The organism is Pseudomonas sp. Gutcm_11s (genome assembly GCF_028649395.1).
GTDB lineage: Bacteria > Pseudomonadota > Gammaproteobacteria > Pseudomonadales > Pseudomonadaceae > Aquipseudomonas.
The window spans coordinates 280,870-302,745 of record NZ_JAQSUW010000009.1 but is presented as its reverse complement, the minus strand read 5'-3'; the positions used below and the strand labels follow the sequence as shown (position 1 = coordinate 302,745).

Annotated in this window: 18 protein-coding genes; 2 read left to right on the top strand and 16 right to left on the bottom strand. The window is 63.2% G+C overall.

Annotated elements, in window-relative coordinates; translation table 11 throughout:
• Positions 1–49 precede the first annotated feature (49 nt).
• The 16 genes from dnaE to rpsB form a co-directional block, all read right to left on the bottom strand.
• Positions 50–3,583 (bottom strand): DNA polymerase III subunit alpha, encoded by a 3,534-nt coding sequence (dnaE, locus tag PTT45_RS03995; protein WP_273811643.1) that lies wholly within the window; start codon positions 3,581–3,583, stop codon positions 50–52.
• Between the two features lie 75 nt (positions 3,584–3,658).
• Positions 3,659–4,258, bottom strand: a complete 600-nt coding sequence (gene rnhB / locus PTT45_RS03990) for a ribonuclease HII (protein ID WP_273811642.1) — start codon at positions 4,256–4,258, stop codon at positions 3,659–3,661.
• Entirely contained in the window at positions 4,258–5,391 is a 1,134-nt protein-coding gene (lpxB, locus tag PTT45_RS03985; RefSeq protein WP_273811641.1) for a lipid-A-disaccharide synthase, read from the bottom strand. Before lpxB ends, rnhB begins: the two co-directional genes overlap by 1 nt.
• 1 nt (position 5,392) lies before the next feature.
• Positions 5,393–6,169 (bottom strand): acyl-ACP--UDP-N-acetylglucosamine O-acyltransferase, encoded by a 777-nt coding sequence (gene lpxA / locus PTT45_RS03980; protein ID WP_273811640.1) that lies wholly within the window; start codon positions 6,167–6,169, stop codon positions 5,393–5,395.
• Positions 6,166–6,606 (bottom strand): 3-hydroxyacyl-ACP dehydratase FabZ, encoded by a 441-nt coding sequence (gene fabZ, locus PTT45_RS03975; RefSeq protein WP_021701230.1) that lies wholly within the window; start codon positions 6,604–6,606, stop codon positions 6,166–6,168. The genes lpxA and fabZ overlap by 4 nt, the downstream gene beginning before the upstream one ends.
• 45 nt (positions 6,607–6,651) lie before the next feature.
• A complete protein-coding gene (gene lpxD / locus PTT45_RS03970) occupies positions 6,652–7,710 on the bottom strand; it encodes a UDP-3-O-(3-hydroxymyristoyl)glucosamine N-acyltransferase (protein ID WP_273811639.1) in 1,059 nt (352 codons plus the stop codon).
• Between the two features lie 2 nt (positions 7,711–7,712).
• Complete coding sequence (locus tag PTT45_RS03965) at positions 7,713–8,216, bottom strand: OmpH family outer membrane protein (protein ID WP_273811638.1); 504 nt, start codon at positions 8,214–8,216, stop codon at positions 7,713–7,715.
• Positions 8,217–8,255: 39 nt separating this feature from the next.
• The gene (gene bamA / locus PTT45_RS03960; RefSeq protein WP_273811637.1) at positions 8,256–10,676 is read right to left on the bottom strand and encodes an outer membrane protein assembly factor BamA; all 2,421 of its coding nucleotides are present in this window, start codon (positions 10,674–10,676) and stop codon (positions 8,256–8,258) included.
• A 75-nt stretch (positions 10,677–10,751) separates the two neighbouring features.
• A complete protein-coding gene (gene rseP / locus PTT45_RS03955; RefSeq protein ID WP_273811636.1) occupies positions 10,752–12,104 on the bottom strand; it encodes an RIP metalloprotease RseP in 1,353 nt (450 codons plus the stop codon).
• Positions 12,105–12,122: 18 nt separating this feature from the next.
• Positions 12,123–13,313 (bottom strand): 1-deoxy-D-xylulose-5-phosphate reductoisomerase, encoded by a 1,191-nt coding sequence (gene ispC / locus PTT45_RS03950; RefSeq protein ID WP_273811635.1) that lies wholly within the window; start codon positions 13,311–13,313, stop codon positions 12,123–12,125.
• Complete coding sequence (locus PTT45_RS03945; RefSeq protein ID WP_273811634.1) at positions 13,310–14,125, bottom strand: phosphatidate cytidylyltransferase; 816 nt, start codon at positions 14,123–14,125, stop codon at positions 13,310–13,312. Before PTT45_RS03945 ends, ispC begins: the two co-directional genes overlap by 4 nt.
• Complete coding sequence (gene uppS, locus PTT45_RS03940) at positions 14,119–14,877, bottom strand: polyprenyl diphosphate synthase (RefSeq protein ID WP_273811633.1); 759 nt, start codon at positions 14,875–14,877, stop codon at positions 14,119–14,121. Before uppS ends, PTT45_RS03945 begins: the two co-directional genes overlap by 7 nt.
• Before the next feature lies 1 nt (position 14,878).
• A complete protein-coding gene (gene frr / locus PTT45_RS03935) occupies positions 14,879–15,436 on the bottom strand; it encodes a ribosome recycling factor (protein WP_043306946.1) in 558 nt (185 codons plus the stop codon).
• A complete protein-coding gene (gene pyrH / locus PTT45_RS03930; protein WP_273811632.1) occupies positions 15,433–16,176 on the bottom strand; it encodes a UMP kinase in 744 nt (247 codons plus the stop codon). The genes frr and pyrH overlap by 4 nt, the downstream gene beginning before the upstream one ends.
• A 152-nt stretch (positions 16,177–16,328) precedes the next feature.
• Complete coding sequence (tsf, locus tag PTT45_RS03925; RefSeq protein WP_273811631.1) at positions 16,329–17,192, bottom strand: translation elongation factor Ts; 864 nt, start codon at positions 17,190–17,192, stop codon at positions 16,329–16,331.
• A gap of 123 nt (positions 17,193–17,315) precedes the next feature.
• Positions 17,316–18,056: a 30S ribosomal protein S2 gene (gene rpsB, locus PTT45_RS03920; protein WP_273811630.1), complete on the bottom strand. Its 741-nt coding sequence runs from the start codon at positions 18,054–18,056 to the stop codon at positions 17,316–17,318.
• A 262-nt stretch (positions 18,057–18,318) separates the two neighbouring features.
• Here rpsB and map point away from each other — a divergent pair, with 262 nt between their 5' ends.
• Both map and PTT45_RS03910 read left to right on the top strand, forming a co-directional pair.
• Entirely contained in the window at positions 18,319–19,119 is an 801-nt protein-coding gene (map, locus tag PTT45_RS03915) for a type I methionyl aminopeptidase (RefSeq protein WP_273811629.1), read from the top strand.
• A 31-nt stretch (positions 19,120–19,150) separates the two neighbouring features.
• Positions 19,151–21,853 (top strand): [protein-PII] uridylyltransferase, encoded by a 2,703-nt coding sequence (locus tag PTT45_RS03910; RefSeq protein ID WP_273811628.1) that lies wholly within the window; start codon positions 19,151–19,153, stop codon positions 21,851–21,853.
• Positions 21,854–21,876 lie beyond the last annotated feature (23 nt).

Sequence of the window (21,876 nt, the reverse complement as noted above, 5' to 3'; positions counted from 1 at the left end):
ATAAGACGCCCAGGGTCGAGGCCGAGGAGGTAGACCTGCGGCCTGCCCCTCAGCGGTATTGGAGGAAGACGTTGTCTTTGCCGAACTGGTCACGCAGGGCCTGGATCAGGTTGTCCGCCGGGTCGATACACCAGCGCTCGCCGAATTGCAGCACCGCCTTGGCATCGCTGCCGCTGTAGTCGAGGGTCAGCGGGCAGGCGCCCTTGTGCTTGCCGAACAGCTCACCCAGCCAGCGCAGGCGATCACCGCCCAGCGCCTCATGGCCAACACGAATGCGCAGACTCTCGGCCAGGCCGGTACGCGCCTCCTCCAGGCTCATCACCCGCTTGGCGCGCAGGCGCAGGCCACCGGAGAACTCGTCGTTGCTCACCTCGCCCTCGACCACCACCAGGGCGTCGGTCTGCAGTAGCGCCTGGGCGCTGGCGAAGGCATCAGCGAACAACGAGGCTTCGATGCGGCCGGAGCGGTCATCGAGGGTGATGAAGCCCATCTTGTCGCCTTTCTTGTTCTTCATCACTCGCAGGGCCACGATCAGGCCGGCGATGGTCTGGGTGTCGCGGGCCGCACGCAACTCGACGATGCGCTGGCGGGCGAAACGACGCACTTCGCCCTCGTACTCGTCGATCGGGTGGCCGGTGAGGTACAGGCCAAGGGTGTCCTTCTCGCCCTTGAGGCGTTCCTTGATCGACAGCTCGCGGGCATTGCGGTGGTTGATGTAGAGATCCGCCTCCGGCTCGGCGAACACGCCGCCGAACAGGTCCATATGGCCGCTGTCGTGGCTGCGCGCGGTCTGCTCGGCGGCCTGTACCGCCTCCTCCATCGCAGCCAGCAACACGGCACGGTTGAGGTCGACGCTGGCCTGGTAGGCCTTGAGTTCGTCCTGGTAGTAGGGACCCAGGCGATCCAGCGCGCCGGAGCGCACCAGCGCCTCCAGGGTGCGCTTGTTGATGCGCTTGAGATCGACGCGGTTACAGAAGTCGAACAGATCCTTGAACGGACCGCCCTCGGCACGGCACTCGACGATGGCCTCCACCGGTCCCTCGCCGACGCCCTTCACTGCGCCCAGGCCGTAGACGATGCGGCCATCGTCATTGACGGTGAACTTGAACTCCGAGGTGTTTACGTCCGGCGCGTCGAGGCGCAGCTTCATGTTGCGGCATTCCTCGATGAGGATTACCACCTTGTCGGTGTTGTGCATATCCGCCGACAGTACCGCTGCCATGAACGGCGCCGGGTAGTGCGCCTTGAGCCAGGCGGTCTGGTAGGAAACCAGACCGTAGGCGGCGGAGTGGGATTTGTTGAAGCCGTAGCCGGCGAACTTTTCCACCAGGTCGAAGATGTTGCCGGCCAGGTTCGCGTCGATGTTGTTGCTCACGCAGCCTTCGATGAAACCGCCACGCTGCTTGGCCATCTCCTCGGGCTTCTTCTTACCCATGGCTCGGCGCAGCATGTCGGCGCCGCCGAGGGTGTAGCCCGCCATTACCTGGGCGATCTGCATCACCTGTTCCTGGTACAGGATGATGCCGTAGGTGGGCTTGAGCACCGGCTCCAGACCAGCGTACTGGTAGTCCTGGTGCGGGTAGGACAGCGGCTCGCGACCGTGCTTGCGGTTGATGAAGTCATCCACCATGCCCGACTGCAGCGGGCCGGGGCGGAACAGCGCCACCAGTGCGATCATGTCTTCCAGGCAATCCGGCTTGAGCTTCTTGATCAGCTCCTTCATGCCGCGGGATTCGAGCTGGAACACGGCCGTGGTCTCGGCCTTCTGCAGCATCGCGTAGGTCGGTTTGTCATCCAGCGGGATGAAGTCGATGTTGATCAGCTCTTCATCTGCAGCACCGTCGCGCTTCTGGATGCGGTGGATGGTCTCCATCGCCCACTTGATGATGGTCAGAGTCCGCAGGCCGAGGAAGTCGAACTTCACCAGGCCGGCCGCCTCCACGTCGTCCTTGTCGAACTGGGTAACCAGGCCGCCGCCTTCTTCATCGCAGGAGGTTGGCGCGAAGTCGGTCAGCTTGGTCGGTGCGATCACCACACCACCGGCGTGCTTGCCGGTACCACGCACCACACCTTCGAGCTTGAGGGCCATGTCCCAGATTTCCTGGGCTTCCTCGTCGACCTTGAGGAAGTCGCGCAGCACTTCTTCCTGCTCGTAGGCCGCCTCCAGGGTCATGCCGACCTCGAAGGGAATCATCTTCGACAGACGATCGGCCAGGCCGTAGGACTTGCCCTGTACCCGTGCCACGTCGCGTACCACCGCCTTGGCCGCCATGGAGCCGAAGGTGATGATCTGGCTCACCGCGTTGCGGCCGTACTTGTCGGCCACGTAGTCGATCACCCGGTCGCGGCCGTCCATGCAGAAGTCGACGTCGAAGTCGGGCATGGATACGCGTTCGGGGTTGAGGAAACGCTCGAACAGCAGGTCATAGGCCAGCGGGTCAAGGTCGGTGATCTTCAGTACGTAAGCCACCAGCGAGCCGGCGCCTGAACCCCGGCCCGGGCCGACCGGCACATCGTTGTTCTTCGCCCACTTGATGAAGTCCATCACGATGAGGAAGTAACCGGGGAAGCCCATCTGGATGATGATGTCGAGCTCGAAGTTCAGGCGGTCGACGTAGACCTGGCGCTTCTCTTCGTAGTTGGGCGTGGTGTCCTTCGGCCAGAGCACGGCCAGGCGCTCCTCCAGGCCCTCGAAGGAGGCGTGACGCAGGTAGTCGTCGATACCCATGCCGTTGGGCGTGGGGAAGTCCGGGAGGAAGTACTTGCCCAGTTGCACATCGATGTTGCAGCGCTTGGCGATCTCCACCGTGTTTTCCAGCGCTTCGGGCAGATCGGCGAACAGCTCGGCCATTTCCTCCGGCGACTTGAGGTACTGCTCCTCGGAGTAGTTGCGCGGACGACGCGAGTCGTCGAGGGTGCGACTCTCACCGATGCAGACGCGGGTCTCGTGGGCCTCGAAGTCGCCCGGCTTGAGGAAGCGCACATCGTTGGTGGCGACCAGCGGCACACCGGTGCGTGCGGCCAGGTCGACGGCGGCGTGCAAGTGCTCCTCGTCGTTGACTCGATTGGTACGCTGCACTTCCAGATAGAAGCGCTCGGGGAACACCGCCATCCACTCGTCGAGCAAAGCCTCTGCCCGCCCCTGCTCGCCGGCCAGCAGGGCCATGCCCACCTCGCCCTCGCGCCCGCCAGACAGGGCGATCACGCCTTCGGCGGCTTCCTTGACCCAGTCGCGCTGGATGATCACCAGGCCGTTGTCCTGGCCCTCTGCCCAGCCACGGGAAATCAACTCGGTGATGTTGCGGTAGCCCTGGGCAGTCATCGCCAGCAGGGTCAGGCGCGACAGCGGGCCATCTTCGTCCGGGCTGGCCAGCCAGATGTCAGCGCCGCAGATCGGCTTGATGCCGGCACCCATGGCGGTCTTGTAGAACTTCACCAGCGAGCACATGTTGCTCATGTCGGTGACCGCCACGGCTGGCATGCCAGCACCGGCCACGGCCTTGACCAGCGGTTTGACCCGCACCAGGCCATCGACCAGGGAAAACTCGGTGTGCAGGCGCAGATGGACGAAGCTGGCAGTCATGGCAATTCCATAGGTGACGCAAAAACGATAAGGCCCGGATTGTACCGGGCCTGATTACAAAGGGCAGCTTGAGACTTAACTACCTTCCAACACCTTGCGCACCGGCGCGAAAGAGCGCCGATGAATGGGCGTGGCGCCCAGACGCTTGAGGGCTTCGAGGTGCACCGGCGTCGGATAGCCCTTGTGCCCGCCGATGCCGTAGCCCGGATAGAGTTTCTCCATCTCGGCCATCTCACGGTCGCGGCTGACCTTGGCCAGGATCGAAGCGGCAGCGATGGCCGGCACCTGGGCGTCGCCACCGACCACCGGGGCGCTGGGCACCGCCAGCTTCGGGCAACGGTTGCCGTCGATCAGCGCCAGCTTCGGGGTGACACTCAAGCCTTCCACCGCGCGCTGCATGGCCAGCATGGTGGCATGCAGGATGTTCAGCTGGTCGATCTCCTCGACCTCGGCACGGGCGATGCACCAGGCCAGCGCCTTCTCGCGAATCTCGTCGAAGAGTTTCTCGCGACGCGCCTCACTGAGCTTCTTCGAGTCGTTGAGGCCGGCGATGGGACGAGCAGGATCGAGGATCACCGCGGCGGTAACCACCGGTCCGCAGAGCGGGCCGCGGCCGACTTCGTCGACACCAGCCACGAGCTCCTCGACCAGGGCGAAATCCAGACCGAGCTGCATCAGGCCTGCCCCACCAGCTTGAGCACGGCGTCGGCAGCCTGCTGCGAGGCATCCTGGCGCAGGGCACGGTGGATCACATCGAAGCCCAGAGTCTGCACCGCGCCATCGTCCAGCAGCGGCGCCAGGGTCTGCGCCAGAGCGTCGGGAGTCGCGGCATCCTGGATCAGCTCCGGCACCAGCATGCGCTCGGCCAGCAGGTTGGGCAGCGAGATGTAGGGGCTCTTCACCAAGCGCTTGAGAATACGATAGGTCAGCGGCGCCACCTTGTAGGCCACGACCATGGGGCGTTTGTGCAGCAGGGCCTCGAGGGTCGCCGTGCCGGAGGCGATCAGCACCGCATCGCAGGCGGCCAGGGCCTCGTGGGAGCGACCATCGAGCAACAGCAGCGGCAGGTTGCGTCCGGCAAGCATGGCTTCCAGCTGAGCACGGCGCTCGGCATTGGCGCAGGGCAGCACGAAGCGTACACCGGGGCGCAGGGCGCGCAAGCGCTCGGCAGCGTCGAGGAACAGCTCGCCAAGGCGCCCCACCTCACCACCACGACTACCTGGCAGCAGCGCAACCACGGCTTCGTCCTCTGCCAGCCCCAGAGCCTCGCGGGCACCGGCACGATCGGCCTGCAATGGAATGGTGTTGGCCAGAGGATGGCCGACGAAGCGCACCGGCACCTGGTGGTCCAGGTAGAAGCGCGCCTCGAAGGGGAACAAGGTCAGCATCAGGTCACAGGCTTCGCGGATCTTCAGCACGCGCTTCTGCCGCCAGGCCCAGACGGACGGGCTGACGTAGTGCACGGTCTTGATTCCGGCCTGGCGCAGCTTGAGCTCGAGGGTCAGGTTGAAGTCCGGGGCATCGATACCGATGAACACGTCCGGCTTGGCGGCGATCAGGTCCTTGATCAGGCGCTTGCGCCGCCCCAGCAGCTCGCGCAGACGACCGAGCACTTCGACCAGGCCCATTACCGCCAGGCGCTCCATGGGGAAGGCGGAAACCAGCCCCTCGGCCTCCATGCGCGGACCACCGACGCCGATGAACTGGACTTCCGGGTGCTTGGCCTTGAGCGCCTGCATCAGGCCGGCGCCGAGGATGTCGCCGGAGGCCTCTCCGGCCACCAGCGCAACGAGAAGGGGGCGGCTCATGTCAGCGGGTGATGCCGCGGGTCGAAGCCTGGACGGAGTCGCGGAATACCGCCACTTCCGGGAACTGTGCGGAGGACTCGGCCAGCTCGGCCAGCGCCTGGTCGACGGTCAGCCCCTGGCGGTAGACCACCTTGTAGGCCCGACGCAGGGCAGCGATGGCCTCGGCACTGAAGCCGCGACGGCGCATGCCCTCGAAATTCATGCTCCGCGCCTCGGCCGGGTTGCCGAACACGGTGACGTAGGCCGGCACGTCCTTACCAATGGCAGTACCCATGCCGGAGAAACTGTGGGCGCCGATACGGCAGAACTGGTGGACCAGGGTGAAGCCGGAGAGGATAGCCCAGTCGTCGACCCACACATGACCGGCCAGTGCAGTGTTGTTGACCAGGATGCAGTGGTTGCCGATCACGCTGTCATGACCGATATGTACATAGGCCATCAGCAGGTTGTGGTCGCCGATGGTGGTCTCGCCACGGTCCTGCACGGTGCCACGGTGAATGGTCACGCCCTCGCGGATCACGTTGTGATCGCCAATCACCAGGCGGGTCGGCTCGCCCTTGTACTTGAGGTCAGGCGTGTCTTCGCCCACCGAGGAAAACTGGTAGATCTTGTTGTGCTTGCCGATCACCGTCGGGCCCTTGAGCACGACATGCGGGCCGACCACAGTACCCTCGCCGATCTCCACATCAGGTCCGATGATCGACCAGGGGCCGACCTGGACATCCGCGGCCAGCTTGGCCGACGGATCGATGATGGCGCGAGGGTCGATCAAACTCATAGCTTGCGTTCCGCGCAGATGATTTCAGCCGAGCAGACTTCCTTGCCATCGACGCTGGCGCGGCACTCGAACTTCCAGATGCTGCGCTTGACGCTGAGGAACCTGGCCTCGAGCACCAGTTGGTCGCCCGGCAGTACCGGCTGGCGGAAACGCAGCTTATCGGAGCCGACGAAGTAGTAGAGGGTGCCATCGGCAGGCTTCACGTCGAGCATCTTGAAGCCGAGGATACCAGCGGCCTGGGCCATGGCCTCGATGATCAGCACGCCCGGCATGATCGGGTGCTCGGGGAAGTGGCCGTTGAAGAAAGGCTCGTTGATGCTGACATTCTTGTAGGCGCGAATGGTCTTGCCTTCGATATCCAGCTCGGCAACCCGATCCACCAGCAGGAAGGGGTAGCGGTGCGGCAGATATTCGCGAATCTCGTTGATGTCCATCATTTGCAGAAAGCCTTTACTAAAAATGGGGGCGTGCCTGAGGCACGATCAGGCATCTGATGAGGCCTGATCGCCCGAGGTCACGGCGGCGAGGCGCTTTTCCAGCTCGCGCAGGCGCTTCGCCATGTCGTCCAGTTGACGGATACGGGCCGCACTCTTCTTCCAATCGGATGCAGTCTGCATCGCAGTACCGGAAGAATAGGCGCCTGGCTCGGTAATCGAGCGGGTAACCATGGTCATACCGGTGACGAACACGTTGTCGCACACCTCGATGTGCCCAACCATGCCTACGCCACCAGCGATCATGCAGTGCTTGCCGATCTTGGTGCTGCCGGAAATGCCGGCACAGCCAGCCATTGCGGTGTGATCGCCGATCTGCACGTTGTGCGCGATCATGATCTGGTTGTCCAGCTTCACGCCGTTGCCGATCAGAGTATCGGCCAGGGCGCCGCGATCGATGGTGGTATTGGCACCGACTTCGACATCGTCGCCCAACACCACGCCGCCGATCTGCGCGATTTTCTGCCACACACCTTTCTCGTTGGCGAAGCCGAAGCCCTCGCCACCGAGCACGGCTCCGGACTGAATGACCACGCGCTTGCCGATCTTCACATCGTGATAGAGGGTCACGCGCGGTGCCAGCCAGCCACCCTCACCGATCTCACTACGAGCACCCACCACGCAATGAGCGCCAATGGTCACGCCTTTGCCGATCCGGGCGCCGCTCTCGATCACCGCGTAGGCGGCGATACTGGCACTCGGGTCGACCTGCGCGTCGGCCGCCACTACAGCGGACGGATGCACACCGGCGGGGGCGACAGGCTTGGTGTCGAACAGGTGAGAGAGCTGGGCAAAGGCCAGATAGGGATTGGCCACCAACAGCACATCGCCGGCATAGCCCTCTGCATCGGCAGCGGTCAGCAGCACGACGCCGGCCTTGGTGTCGGCCAGGAACTTGCGGTACTGCGCGTTGGACAGGAAGCTCAGCTGATCCGAACCCGCGTCCTGCAGGGTCGCCAGGCCACGGATCGGTTTGTCCGCGGCACCACGCAAGGTGGCGCCAAGACGCTCGGCCAGTTGGCCGAGGGTGAAGACCGGTGCGCTCATCTTCAGCGCAGGGTGTTCATGCGCTGGATGACCTGACGAGTGATCTCGTACTGCGGCTTGACGTCGACCACGGCGCCACGTTCCAGTACCAGGTCATAGTTGCCCTGCTTGATCACTTCCTCGACGGCCTTGTCCAGCTTCGGCTTGAGCTGCTTGAGCATGTCGCGGTCAGAAACTGCCTTGGCGTCGTTCAGTTCCTTGGACTGGAACTGGAAGTCACGGGCCTTTTGCTTGAATTCCAGCTCCAGGCGCTCACGCTCGGCCTGCTGCAGCTTGTCGCCATCCTTGACCAGGCGATCCTGGATGCGCTTGGCGTCGGACTCGAGCTGCTTGAGCTTGTTCAGCTGCGGACCGAACTTCTTCTCGGCGTCGACGGCGTACTTCTTGGCAGCATCCGACTCAAGCAGGGCCATTTGGTAGTTCATCACCGCGATCTTCATCTCGGCGAAAGCGGGGGTCGCGACCACTGCAGCGGCAACCAGAACCAGTTGAGTCAACTTACGCACGATGTACTCCTGCAACGTCAAACCGTTGTCTAGCAAATATTAGAAAGTTTGGCCCAGCGAGAACTGGAAGATCTGCGGGTCGGAATCGTCGGGCTTCTTCACCGGCGCGGCCAGGCTGAAGCTCAGCGGGCCCATGGCGGTAACCCAGGTCAGGCCGACACCCACCGAACTGGCCAGGTTGCTCATATCGATGCTGCCGCAACTGCTGGTGTTCATGAATCGAGTGGTAGCGGTCTTGGTCGGGCAATCGGTGAGGAACACGCTACCCACGTCCCAGAACAGCACGGTACGCAGCGAGCGCTGATCCTTCACGAACGGCAGCGGGAACAGGTACTCGACACCACCCTGGATCAGCACGTTACCACCGTAAGCAACCGGATCCTGGTCGTCGGTATAACGACCGTCGACACCTGGACCTGCGCCCTCGCCACCCGGTAAAGCATTGCCATCCTTATCTCGCGCCACACTCGGAGTACTACGAGGGCCGAGGGTGCTGTCTTCGAAACCACGTACCGAGTTGAAGCCACCGGCATAGTAGTTCTCATAGAACGGCAGGCCGGTGGTAGAACCATAGCCGTCACCGTAGCCCAGCTCGGTGTGGAAGCGCAGGCCGGTAGCCTGGGTCAGCGGCGCAAAGATCTGGCCACGGTAATCCAGCTTGAAGAACGACAGGTCGCTGCCCGGCAGAGTCGACTCAAGCACCAGGCTCTGCGAATGGCCACGGGTCGCCATGGTGCCACGGTTCAGGGTCGACTCGGACCAGCCGATGGAGCCCTTGAAGTTGAGGAAGTTGTCACCCTCATCGTCCATGAACGCCAGGATCTCGTCGACGGTGTAGTAACCGGTGTCGAGGGAGTCCTGCTGCACGGTCAGACCATAGGTCAGGCGCGCGGTTTCGCTGATCGGATAGCCAATGCTCACGCCGGCACCGAGGCTGTCCACCGAGTAGCTCGATACGTCGGTATCCAGTTCGTCGTAGTCGGTGGTGCGATAGAAGGCGTTGTAGCCCAGGCTGACGCCGTCGACGGTCCAGTAGGGGTCGACGAAGCCAAAGTTGTAGCGGGTCTGGTATTCGGAGCGGGTCAGACCGAGACTGACCTTGTTGCCGGTACCCAGGAAGTTATTCTGGCTGATCGAGCCGCCGAGGATCAGACCGGCGTTCTGCGCGAAGCCGACGCTGGCTGTGATGGAGCCGGAAGGCTGCTCTTCAACGCTGTAGTTGACGTCGACCTGGTCGTCGGTACCCGGCACCTGCGGAGTCTCGACGTTGACTTCCTTAAAGTAGCCAAGTCGCTCCAGACGAGTCTTGGACTGGTCGATCAGATAGGTGGAGGCCCAGCCGCCTTCCATCTGACGCATCTCGCGGCGCAGCACTTCGTCCTCGGTCTTGGTGTTACCGCGGAAGTTGATGCGGTTTACATAGGCACGCTTGCCCGGATCGACCACGAAGGTGATGGCAACTGTCTTATCTTCGTCGTTGGGCTGCGGCACGCCGTTGACGTTGGCGAAGGTGTAGCCCTCGTTACCGAGGCGGCGGGTGATCAGCTCGGAAGTGGTGGTCATCACCTTGCGCGAGAAGACCTGACCCTGCTTGACCAGCAGCAGCTTCTCGACTTCTTCCTGCGGCACCTTAAGGTCACCGGACAGCTTCACTTCGCTGACGCTGTACTTCTCGCCTTCATCGACGTTGACGGTGATGTAGACGTGCTTCTTGTCTGGCGTGATGGACACCTGGGTGGAGGAGATGTCCATATTGATGTAGCCGCGATCTAGGTAGTAGGAGCGCAGACGCTCCAGGTCACCGGACAGTTTCTCGCGGGCATACTTGTCGTCGTTCTTGAAGAAGGACAGCCAGTTGGTGGTCTTCAGCTCGAACAGCAGGGCCAGATCATCATCGGGGAAGACGGTGTTACCCACGATGTTGATGTGCTGGATCGCGGCGACCGAGCCTTCATTGATGTTGATCTTCAGCGCCACACGGTTACGCGGCTGCGGAATCACTTCGGCTTCGATCTCGGCCGAGTAGCGGCCCTGGGCCACGTACTGGCGCAGCAGCTCGTTGCGCACGCCCTCAAGGGTGGCGCGCTGGAATATCTCGCCTTCGGCCAGGCCCGACTGCTGCAGCCCCTTCATCAGGTCTTCGGTGCTGATCGCCTTGTTGCCCTCGATCTCGATGGTGGAGATGGACGGGCGCTCGACCACGTTGATAACCAGCACGTCGCCTTCGCGGCCGAGCTGGATATCCTGGAAGAAACCGGTCTTGAACAGAGCGCGGGTAGCGTCCACCAGACGACCATCATCAACCGCATCGCCGACGTTGAGCGGCAAGGCGCCGAACAGGCTGCCGGCGGAGACTCGCTGCAGGCCGTTGACGCGGATATCTGTGATGGTGAAGGACTCGGCGTGAACTTCGGCGATCATCAGTGCGGCGAGAACCGCAGGTAGCAGCAGACGTTTCATGAAGTCCTTTCTTATTCCAACTGATAATAAAGAAACTGCCGCGATACGCGGCAGATTCGGAATTCAGCTATTCGATTACAGACGGCTCAAATCATTGACCAGGGCCAGCAACATCACCCCCAGCACCAGACTGATACCGATCTGAATGCCCCAACCCTGCACCCGTTCCGACAGCGGGCGACCACGCACCCACTCGACCAGGTAGAACAGCAAATGCCCCCCATCCAGAACGGGAATGGGCAGCAAATTGAGAACCCCCAGGCTAATGCTCAGATAGGCGAGGAAATTGAGGAAATCCGCCACGCCGGACTGAGCCGAAGCGCCCGCCACTTTAGCAATGGTTATCGGCCCACTCAAGTTTTTTACCGACAGCTCGCCGAACAGCATTTTCTTCAGCGAATCAAGGGTTAGCACCGTCATTCCCCAGGTGCGACGGAGCCCCTCGATCACCCCATCGAGAGGACCGAAGCTGACCTCATGCAGCATGTGGGCGGGCCACTCGCCGCCTTTCACGCCAACACCAAGGTAGCCGGCACGCGAATCACCCTCCCCCTTGCTCGCCAGCGTCAGCGGCAACTCCTGCTGCTCACCATCTCTGGACAGGCGCAAGGTGACGATCTCGCCGGGATGCTTGCGCACCCAGTCGACCACCTGCTGCCAGTCATCCACGCGCAGCTCACCCAGCGCCAACAGACGATCCCCCAGACGCACACCCGCCGCCTGGGCCGGTCCTTCGGGGTCCAGTTCGTTGACTACCGGCAAGGTTGCTGGGCGCCAAGGCTGAATACCCAGCGAAGACAGCGGCTCGGGCTCGTCGACGCCGCGCAACCAGTCGCGCAGCACCAGCTGACGATTGGAAACCAGCGAGCCGCCCTCGTCGCGCACCTGCAACTCGACGATACCGCTCTCGCCGAGACGGCGGACCAGCTGCAGATTGACTGCGGACCAGCCCGGCGTCGCCTCGCCATCCACCGAGACGATCTCCTGCCCCGCACGCAGACCAGCGGCCGCCGCCAGGCTCTCCGGCGCCACCTGGCCGATCACCGGGCGCACCTGCTGCGTGCCGAGCATGGCGATGATCCAGAAGAACAGGATGGCCAGAAGGAAGTTGGCGATCGGACCGGCAGCCACAATGGCGATACGCTGACCAACCGACTTGCGATTGAAGGCCTGGTCGAGCTGTTCGAGCGGCACATCGCCCTCGCGCTCATCGAGCATTTTCACGTAGCCGCCCAGCGGGATGGCGGCGACCATGAACTCGGTACCCTGGCGGTCATGCCAGCGCACCAGCGGACTGCCGAAGCCCACGGAGAAGCGCAGCACTTTGACGCCACAACGACGCGCCACCCAGAAATGGCCGAACTCGTGGAAGGTGACCAGCACCCCGAGCGCGATCAGGGTGCCGAAGAACATGTACAGCGCGCTCATTGCGTCTTCCTTCGGGCCTCAGCGCCCGTGGCGATTCAACCAGTCGACCGCCAGGGCACGAGCCCGGGCATCCGCCGCCAGTACGGCGTCCAGGTCTTCGACCACTGCCGAAGCCTCTCGATTCAGGGTGTCCTCGATGATACTCGCGATCTCGGGGAAGCGGATGCGCCGTTCGAGAAACGCCGCCACCGCCACTTCATTGGCCGCATTCAGCCGCGCCGGAGCGCAGCCGCCCGCTTCAGCGGCCTGCCGCGCCAGCGCCAGGCAGGGAAAGCGCTGCTCGTCCGGACGCTGGAAATCCAGGCGCGCGACGGCGAATAGATCGAGCGGCGCAACTCCCGAATCGATGCGCTCAGGCCAAGCCAAAGCATTGGCAATGGGCGTGCGCATGTCCGGATTACCCAGCTGGGCCAGCACCGAACCATCCACGTAATCGACCAGGGAATGAATCACGCTCTGCGGATGAATCACCACCTCGACCTGGGATGGCCGCGCATCGAACAGCCAACAGGCCTCGATCAGCTCCAATCCCTTGTTCATCATGCTCGCCGAGTCCACCGAGATCTTGCGCCCCATGGACCAGTTCGGATGAGCACAGGCCTGCTCGGGCGATACCCGCTCCAGCTCGGCCAGCGGCGTCTCGCGGAAAGGTCCGCCGGAGGCGGTCAGCAAGATGCGGCGCACACCCACAGCACCGAGCCCGCGGGCGTAATCGCCCGGCAGACACTGGAAGATCGCGTTGTGCTCGCTATCGATGGGCAGCAGGGTGGCGCCATGCTCCTTAACGGCCTGCATGAAGAGGTCACCGGACATCACCAGCGCCTCCTTGTTGGCCAGCAGCACCTTCTTGCCTGCGGACACCGCGGCCAGGGTCGGCTTGAGACCGGCCGCGCCGACGATGGCAGCCATCACCGCATCCACCTCGGAGTGCCGCGCCACCTCGCACAACCCGGCTTCGCCAGCCAGAACGTGCGTCTGCAGGCCCGCCGCATCCAAGGCATCCTGCAGCACGCGGGCCGATGCCTGGTCTGCCGTGACGGCAAATTCAGGGCGATGGCGCAGGCAGAGCACCTTCAACTCGGCGATCCGCGAAAACCCCGTGAGGGCGAAGGCGCGATAGCGCTCGGGATGGCGCGCAATGACATCGAGAGTGCTGAGACCGATGGAGCCGGTGGCCCCCAACACAGTGATCCTTTGCGGCTGACTCACTGCACGCCCCATCCAGCCAGCCACAACAGCACGGCGAACACGGGGATGGCGGCGGTCAGGCTGTCGATGCGATCAAGCACACCGCCATGTCCTGGCAGCAGGTTACTGCTGTCCTTGATGCCGGACTGGCGCTTGAACATGCTTTCGGTCAGGTCACCGATCACCGATACGGCGACCACCAGGGCCGCCCCGGCCAGCGCCAGCAGCAGATCGACCACCTGCCAGCCCTGCTGCAGGCCGACCGCCAGGGTGATCAGCAGACTGGCGAGCAGGCCGCCATAGAAGCCTTCCCAGCTCTTGCCTGGACTGACCCGAGGCGCCAGCTTGCGCTTGCCGAAGGCCTTGCCGGCGAAGTAGGCGCCAATGTCGGCACCCCAGACCAGTACCATCACCGCGATGATCAGGCCATTGGCCTGCGGCCACTGCTTGAGAAGCACCAGGCCCTGCCAGGCCGGCAGCAGGATCAGCAGGCCGATCAGCAGCTTGCCGGACAGGCCACCCCAGTAGCGACTGCTATCAGGGTAATTGAGCACCAGCAGGGTCGCCGCCAGCCACCAGAGCACCGCAGCGCCCAGCAACCAGGGCGCCAGTACCGGCAGCAGCCAGGCGCCATAGAGCAGCGCCGCAACCACGACCGCGTAAGCCACGCGCTGCGGCTGCGTCTCGAGGCCAGCCAGGCGCGCCCACTCCCAGGCACCCAGAGTGACTACGGCGCCGATGAACAGGGCGAACCAGGCGCCCTCGAGCAGGAAAAAGCCGCCCAGGGCGATGGGCAACAGGATCAGGGCAGTGATGATGCGCTGCTTCAGCATTGGCGAGCCTCGGCTTCCACCTGCTCGCTGGTCTTGCCGAAGCGACGCTGGCGGGTAGCGAAATCGGCCAGCGCCTTGCGCATGGCCTCGTGCTTGAAGTCCGGCCAGAACAGGTCGGAGAAGTACAGTTCGGAATAAGCCAGCTGCCAGAGCAGGAAATTGCTGATGCGATGCTCACCGCCAGTGCGGATGCACAGGTCCGGCAACGGCAGGTCACCGGTGGCCAGGCAGCTCTGCAGCAGCTCGGGGGTAATGTCTTCGCTCTGCAGGTGACCGGCCTGAACCTCGCGCGCCAGACGCTGGGCAGCCTGGGCGATATCCCACTGGCCGCCATAGTTGGCGGCGATCTGCAGGACGAAGCGGTTCTCGCCAGCCGTCTGCAACTCGGCCTCGCGCATGGCGGCCTGCAGCTCCGGATGGAAGCGCGAGCGGTCGCCGATGATGCGCAGGCTGATGGCGTTGTCCTTGAGCTTGCGCGCTTCACGGCGCAGGGCCGAGAGGAACAGCTCCATCAGCGCGCCGACCTCCTCGGCCGGACGCTGCCAGTTCTCACTGGAGAAGGCGAACAGGGTCAGCACCTCGACGCCGGACTCAGCACAGACCTCGATGACTGCACGCACCGCATCGACGCCGGCCTTGTGCCCGGCTACGCCAGGCAACAGGCGCTTCTTCGCCCAACGATTGTTGCCATCCATGATGATGGCAACATGGCGCGGTACAGCCGCCGGAGCTTCCTGCTTGGCCTTGCTCACATCACACCGCCATCAGGTCGGCTTCTTTGGCTTCCAGGGCCTTGTCGACTTCGGCAACGAACTTGTCGGTGAGCTTCTGCACTTCATCGGCAGCACGGCGCTCCTCGTCTTCGCTGATTTCCTTGTCCTTGGACAGCTTCTTCAGCTCGGCCAGGGCATCGCGACGCACGTTACGCACGGCCACCTTGGCATCCTCGGCAACGCCGCGCGCCTGCTTGGTGTAGCCCTTGCGGGTCTCTTCAGTCAGGGCAGGCATCGGCACGCGAATGGTGGCGCCAGCGCTGCTCGGGTTCAAACCGAGATCGGAGGTCATGATGGCCTTCTCGATCGCAGCACTGAGGGTCTTGTCGTGGGCGACGATCTTCAGAGTACGCGCGTCTTCCACGGTGATCGCAGCAACCTGGTTCAGCGGCATGTCGCTGCCGTAGGCCGGGACCTTGACGCTATCCAGAATGCTCGGATGCGCACGACCGGTACGAATGGAGGCCAGGTTACGACCCAGGGACTCCAGGGATTTGACCATACGCTCCTGGGCGTCTTTCTTGATCTCGTTGATCATTGTGCATCCTCCTCGATCAGGGTTCCTTCGCCGCCGCCCACTACGATATTCAGCAGGGCGCCAGGCTTGTTCATGTTGAAGACCCGCAGCGGCATCTTGTGATCGCGTACCAGGCAGATGGCCGTCAGGTCCATCACGCCCAGCTTGCGGTCGAGCACCTCGTCATAGGTCAGGCGATCGAACTTCTCCGCATTGGGGTCCTTGAAAGGATCGGCAGTGTACACGCCATCGACCTTGGTGGCTTTCAGCACCAGATCGGCATCGATCTCGATGGCGCGCAGGCAGGCCGCCGAGTCGGTGGTGAAGAACGGGTTGCCGGTACCGGCGGCGAAGATCACCACCTCGCCAGCGGACAGGTGGCGCATGGCCTTGCGGCGATCGTAGTGATCGGTCACACCGACCATGGAAATGGCGGACATGACCAGCGCCGGGATATTCGAACGCTCCAGGGCGTCGCGCATAGCCAGGGCGTTCATCACGGTAGCCAGCATACCCATGTGGTCACCAGTGACCCGATCCATGCCGGCGGCGGACAGCGCAGCACCGCGGAACAGGTTGCCACCACCGATCACCAGGCCGACCTGCACGCCGATGCCAACCAGTTGGCCGACTTCCAGCGCCATGCGATCCAGCACCTTGGGATCGATGCCGAACTCTTCCGAACCCATCAGGGCTTCGCCGCTTAGTTTGAGCAGAATGCGTTTATAGCGAGGCTGACGACCACTAACCTGCTGAGCCATTGCGAGTCTCTCCTGCGGCGTTGTTTGGCTACTTATCTTACCCGGCAGTCAGACTACTGCCCGGTGAATTCGTGCGGGATGCTCCCGCGCTTTGCAAAAGAGGCTGCACGCGTGAGCGGGCAGCCTCTTCTGTTCGACAGTGCGAAACCGTCTTACTGCTTGGCAGCGGCTACCTGAGCAGCAACTTCGGCAGCGAAGTCAGCCTCAACCTTCTCGATGCCCTCGCCCACTTCGTAGCGGGTGAAGGAAACGATTTCGGCGCCGGCTTTCTTGACCAGCTCACCGACCTTGACTTCCGGATCCATGACGAAGGCTTGCTCGACCAGGCTGGCTTCGGCCAGGAACTTGGCGATACGGCCTTTGACCATGTTCTCGACGATGTTCTCCGGCTTGCCGGCGATCTTCTCGGCGTTCAGCTGCAGGAAGATTTCCTTTTCCTTGGCGATCAGCTCTTCGGAAACGTCCGACGGGCTCAGAACGGCAGGGTTGGAAGCAGCAACGTGCATGGCAACGTGCTTGGCCAGTTCTTCGTTGCCGCCTTTCAGGACAACCAGAACACCGATGCGATGGCCGTGCAGGTAGGAACCTACGACTTCGCCTTCAACAGCAGCCAGACGACGGATGTTGACGTTCTCGCCGCACTTGGCAACCAGGGCCTCACGAGCGGATTCGCGGGAAGCGATCAGCGGAGCGGCATCGGTCAGCTTCTGGGCGAAGGCTTCGTCCAGGCTTTCTTTGACGAAGGCCTTGAAGTCGTCCTGCAGGGCCAGGAAGTCGGTCTGCGAGTTGACTTCGATCAGCAGGCCACGGCCACCTTCGACGCGAGCGGCGATGGCGCCTTCGGCAGCGACGTTGCCAGCCTTCTTGGCGGCCTTGATGGCACCGGAGGCGCGCATATCGTCGATGGCCTTCTCGATGTCGCCTTCAGCGGCAACCAGAGCCTTCTTGCACTCCATCATGCCTTGGCCAGTACGCTCGCGCAGTTCTTTAACCAGGGCTGCAGTGATTTCTGCCATGTTCCTAATCCTCTTGAAGTGGTGTTTCAACCATTCAACCCGGCCACGCCGGGCACAAAATTCGTAAGTGGCAAAAAGGGGGCCTAGCCCCCTTCTCGCGCAACGGGATGGTCGATCCCGTTATCAGCCTTCGCTGGCCTCGGAGGCAGCTTCTTCGACGAACTCGTCGGTGCCGCCAGCGGAGTTGCCACGACCGCGGATCACGGCGTCAGCCATGGCACCCATGTACAGCTGGATGGCGCGGATGGCGTCGTCGTTACCCGGAATGATGTAGTCAACGCCTTCCGGGCTGCTGTTGGTATCGACGATGCCGATGACCGGGATACCCAGCTTGTTGGCTTCGGTGATAGCGATGCGCTCGTGGTCAACGTCGATCACGAACAGAGCGTCCGGCAGACCGCCCATGTCCTTGATGCCGCCCAGGCTGCGATCCAGTTTTTCCAGATCACGGGAGCGCATCAGAGCTTCTTTCTTGGTCAGCTTGGTGAAGGTACCGTCCTGGGACTGGGTTTCCAGCTCGCGCAGGCGCTTGATCGAAGCACGGATGGTCTTGAAGTTGGTCAGCATGCCGCCGAGCCAGCGGTGATCGACGTACGGGGAACCGCAACGTGCAGCTTCTTCAGCAACGATCTTGCCAGCGGAGCGCTTGGTGCCGACGAACAGAATCTTGTTCTTACCGGAAGCCAGCTTCTCGACGAACGACAGGGCGTCGTTGAACATCGGAAGGGTCTTTTCCAGGTTGATGATGTGGATCTTGTTACGAGCGCCGAAAATGAACTTGCCCATTTTCGGGTTCCAGTAACGGGTCTGGTGGCCGAAGTGCACACCGGCCTTCAGCATATCGCGCATGTTGACTTGGGACATGATAGTTCCTTGATAAGTCGGGTTAGGCCTCCACGCATCCCAATCTCCAACCCTTGCGGGCACCCAGGAAATCGTGTCGATACGTGTGCGGGTTAATGCTCAACAGGCCACAGCCCGTAAAGCGGCGCGTTTTATATCACACAAAGGTGCAACAGGCTAGCCAAACCCCACTTTAGCGCCGGGCCGCCGCCGGGCGGCTTTCTTTGTTAGAATTGCCGCCTTCCCTGATTCGCCTAGCGCCACCGGCGCCGAGAGAGACCGCATGACCGTCACCATCAAGACTCCCGACGAAATCGAAAAAATGCGCGTAGCCGGCCGCCTGGCCGCCGAAGTGCTGGAGATGATCGGCGAGCACGTCAAGCCGGGCGTCACCACCGAGGAAATCGACCGCATCTGCCACGACTATATCGTCAACGTGCAGAAGGCCATCCCCGCCCCGCTCAACTATGGCGCCGCGCCGGGCCGTCCAGGCTTCCCCAAGTCGATCTGCACCTCGCTCAATCACGTGGTCTGTCACGGCATCCCCAATGACAAGCCATTGAAGGACGGCGACGTGCTGAACATCGACGTCACCGTGATCAAGGATGGCTACCACGGCGACACCAGCAAGATGTTCATGGTCGGCAAGGTCCCCGAATGGGCCGAGCGCCTGGCGCAAATCACCCAGGAATGCATGTACAAGGGCATCCAGATGGTCAAGCCGGGCGCGCGCCTGGGCGACATCGGCGAGGTGATCCAGAAGCACGCCGAGAAGAACGGCTTTTCGGTGGTTCGCGAGTACTGCGGCCACGGCATCGGCGCGGTATTCCACGAAGAACCGCAGGTACTGCACTACGGCCGCTCCGGCACCGGCGTGGAGCTCAAGGAAGGCATGATCTTCACCATCGAACCGATGATCAACCAGGGTCGCCCGGAAACCCGCCTGCTTGGCGACGGCTGGACCGCCATCACCAAGGACCGCAAGCTCTCCGCCCAGTGGGAGCATACCGTGCTGGTCACCCAGGGCGGCTACGAGATCCTCACCCTGCGTAGCGACGACACCCTGCCGCGCACCTCGGCCTGAGCCCATACATATAGATAGAAGGTAGGCACGCATGCCGCAGATGGACCCGGAGTTGTTTGACCGCGGCCAGTTCCAGGCGGAACTGGCGCTCAAGTCCAGTCCCATCGCCGCCTTCAAGAAGGCCCTCAAGCAGGCGCGCGAGGTGCTCGACGGGCGCTTCCGCGAGGGCCGTGACATCCGCCGCCTGGTCGAGGACCGCGCCTGGTTCGTCGACCAGATCCTCCAGGAAGCCTGGAAGCGCTTCGCCTGGAGCGAAGATGCCGACATCGCCCTGCTGGCCGTCGGCGGCTATGGCCGCGGCGAGCTGCACCCGTGCTCCGACATCGACCTGCTGATCCTGCTCGACAGCGCCGACCACGAGGTCTTCCGCGACGCTATCGAGGGCTTCCTCACCCTGCTCTGGGACATCGGCCTGGAAGTCGGCCAGAGTGTGCGAAGTGTCGACGAATGCGCCGAAGAGGCGCGCGCCGACCTGACCGTGGTCACCAACCTGATGGAAAGCCGTACCATTGCTGGCCCCGAGCATCTGCGCCAGCGCATGCAGGAAGTCACCAGCACCTCGCAGATGTGGCCGAGCAAGAACTTCTTCCTAGCCAAGCGCAAGGAAGCCAAGGCGCGTCACGCCAAGTACAACGACACCGAATACAACCTGGAGCCCAATGTGAAGGGCTCCCCAGGCGGCCTGCGCGACATCCAGACCATTCTCTGGGTGGCGCGCCGCCAGTTCGGCAGCCTCAACCTGCACTCCCTGGTGCAGCAGGGCTTCCTGGTCGACAGCGAGTACAGCATGCTGGCCTCGGCCCAGGAGTTCCTGTGGAAGGTGCGCTACGCCCTGCACATGCTCGCCGGCCGCGCCGAAGACCGTTTGCTATTCGACCACCAGCGTAAGATCGCCGCCCTGCTCGGCTTCGAGGACGGCAGCGGCAAGCTCGCGGTCGAGCGCTTCATGCAGAAGTACTACCGCGTGGTGATGGGCGTCGCCGAGCTGAGCGACCTGATCAACCAGCACTTCGAAGACGTGCTGCTGCACGAGGGCGAGCCCGGCCTGGCCCACCCACTGAACAGCCGCTTCCAGCTACGCGACGGCTACATCGAGGTGGTCCACCCCAACGTCTTCAAGCGCACCCCCTTCGCCATTCTCGAAGTCTTCGTACTGATGGCCCAGCACCCCGAGATCAGGGGTGTGCGCGCCGACACCATTCGCCTGCTGCGCGACAGCCGCCACCTGATCGACGACGAATTCCGCAGCGACATCCGCAACACCAGCCTGTTCATCGAGCTGTTCAAATCGACCCAGGGCATCCACCGCAACCTGCGGCGAATGAACCGCTACGGCATCCTCGGCCGCTATCTGCCGGAGTTCGGCGATATCGTCGGGCAGATGCAGCACGACCTGTTCCACATCTATACCGTGGACGCGCACACCCTCAACCTGATCAAGCACCTGCGCAAGCTGAAGTGGCCGGAGCTGGCGGAGAAGTTCCCGCTGGCCAGCAAGGTCATCGACCAGTTGCCCAAGCCGGAGCTGATCTACCTGGCCGGCCTCTACCACGACATCGGCAAGGGCCGTGGCGGCGACCACTCCGAGCTCGGCGCGGTGGATGCCGAGGCCTTCTGCGCCCGCCACCAGTTGCCCGCCTGGGATAGCCGACTGATCGTCTGGCTGGTGCAGAACCACCTGGTGATGTCGACCACCGCCCAGCGCAAGGACCTCTCCGACCCGCAGGTGATCTTCGACTTTGCCCAGCTGGTCGGCGACCAGACCCGCCTGGACTACCTCTACGTGCTGACCGTGGCCGACATCAACGCCACCAACCCCAGCCTGTGGAACTCCTGGCGCGCCAGCCTGCTGCGCCAGCTGTACACCGAGACCAAGCGCGCCCTGCGCCGCGGCCTGGAGAACCCGCTGGACCGCGAGGAACAGATCCGCCAGACACAGAGCTCGGCGATCGACATCCTGGTACGCAGCGGCATCGACCAGGACGACGCCGAGCAGCTGTGGAGCCAGCTCGGCGACGACTACTTCCTGCGCCACACCGCTGCCGACGTGGCCTGGCATACCGAGGCCATCCTCCAGCACTCGCCGAGCAAGGACCCGCTGGTGCTGATCAAGGAGACCGCCCAGCGCGAGTTCGAGGGCGCCACCCAGATCTTCATCTACGCCCCGGACCAGCACGACTTCTTCGCCGTGACCGTGGCCGCCATGGACCAGCTCAACCTGAACATCCATGACGCCCGGGTGATCACCTCCACCAGCCTGTTCACCCTCGACACCTACATCGTGCTGGACGCCGATGGCGGCCGGATTGGCGACAATCCCGCGCGTATCCGCGAGATTCGCGACGGCCTGGTGGAAGTCCTGCGCCACCCGGACGAGTACCCGACGATCATCCAGCGCCGCGTGCCACGCCAGCTCAAGCACTTCGCCTTCCAACCGCTGGTGAGCATCCACAACGATGCCCAGCGCCCGGTCACCGTGCTGGAGATCACCGCGCCCGACCGCCCCGGCCTACTGGCGCGGATCGGCAAGATCTTCCTCGACTTCGACCTGTCGCTGCAGAACGCCAAGATCGCCACCCTCGGCGAGCGCGTGGAGGACGTGTTCTTCATCACCGACGCGGCCAACCAGCCGCTGTCCGACCCGGAGCTGTGCGCCCGCCTGCAGGACGCCATCGCCCAGCAGCTGTCACAGGCCAACGGCGAGAGCGTCAATCTCGGCTCGATCAGTATCTGAACCGTGCCGGCGCAGCGCCGCCG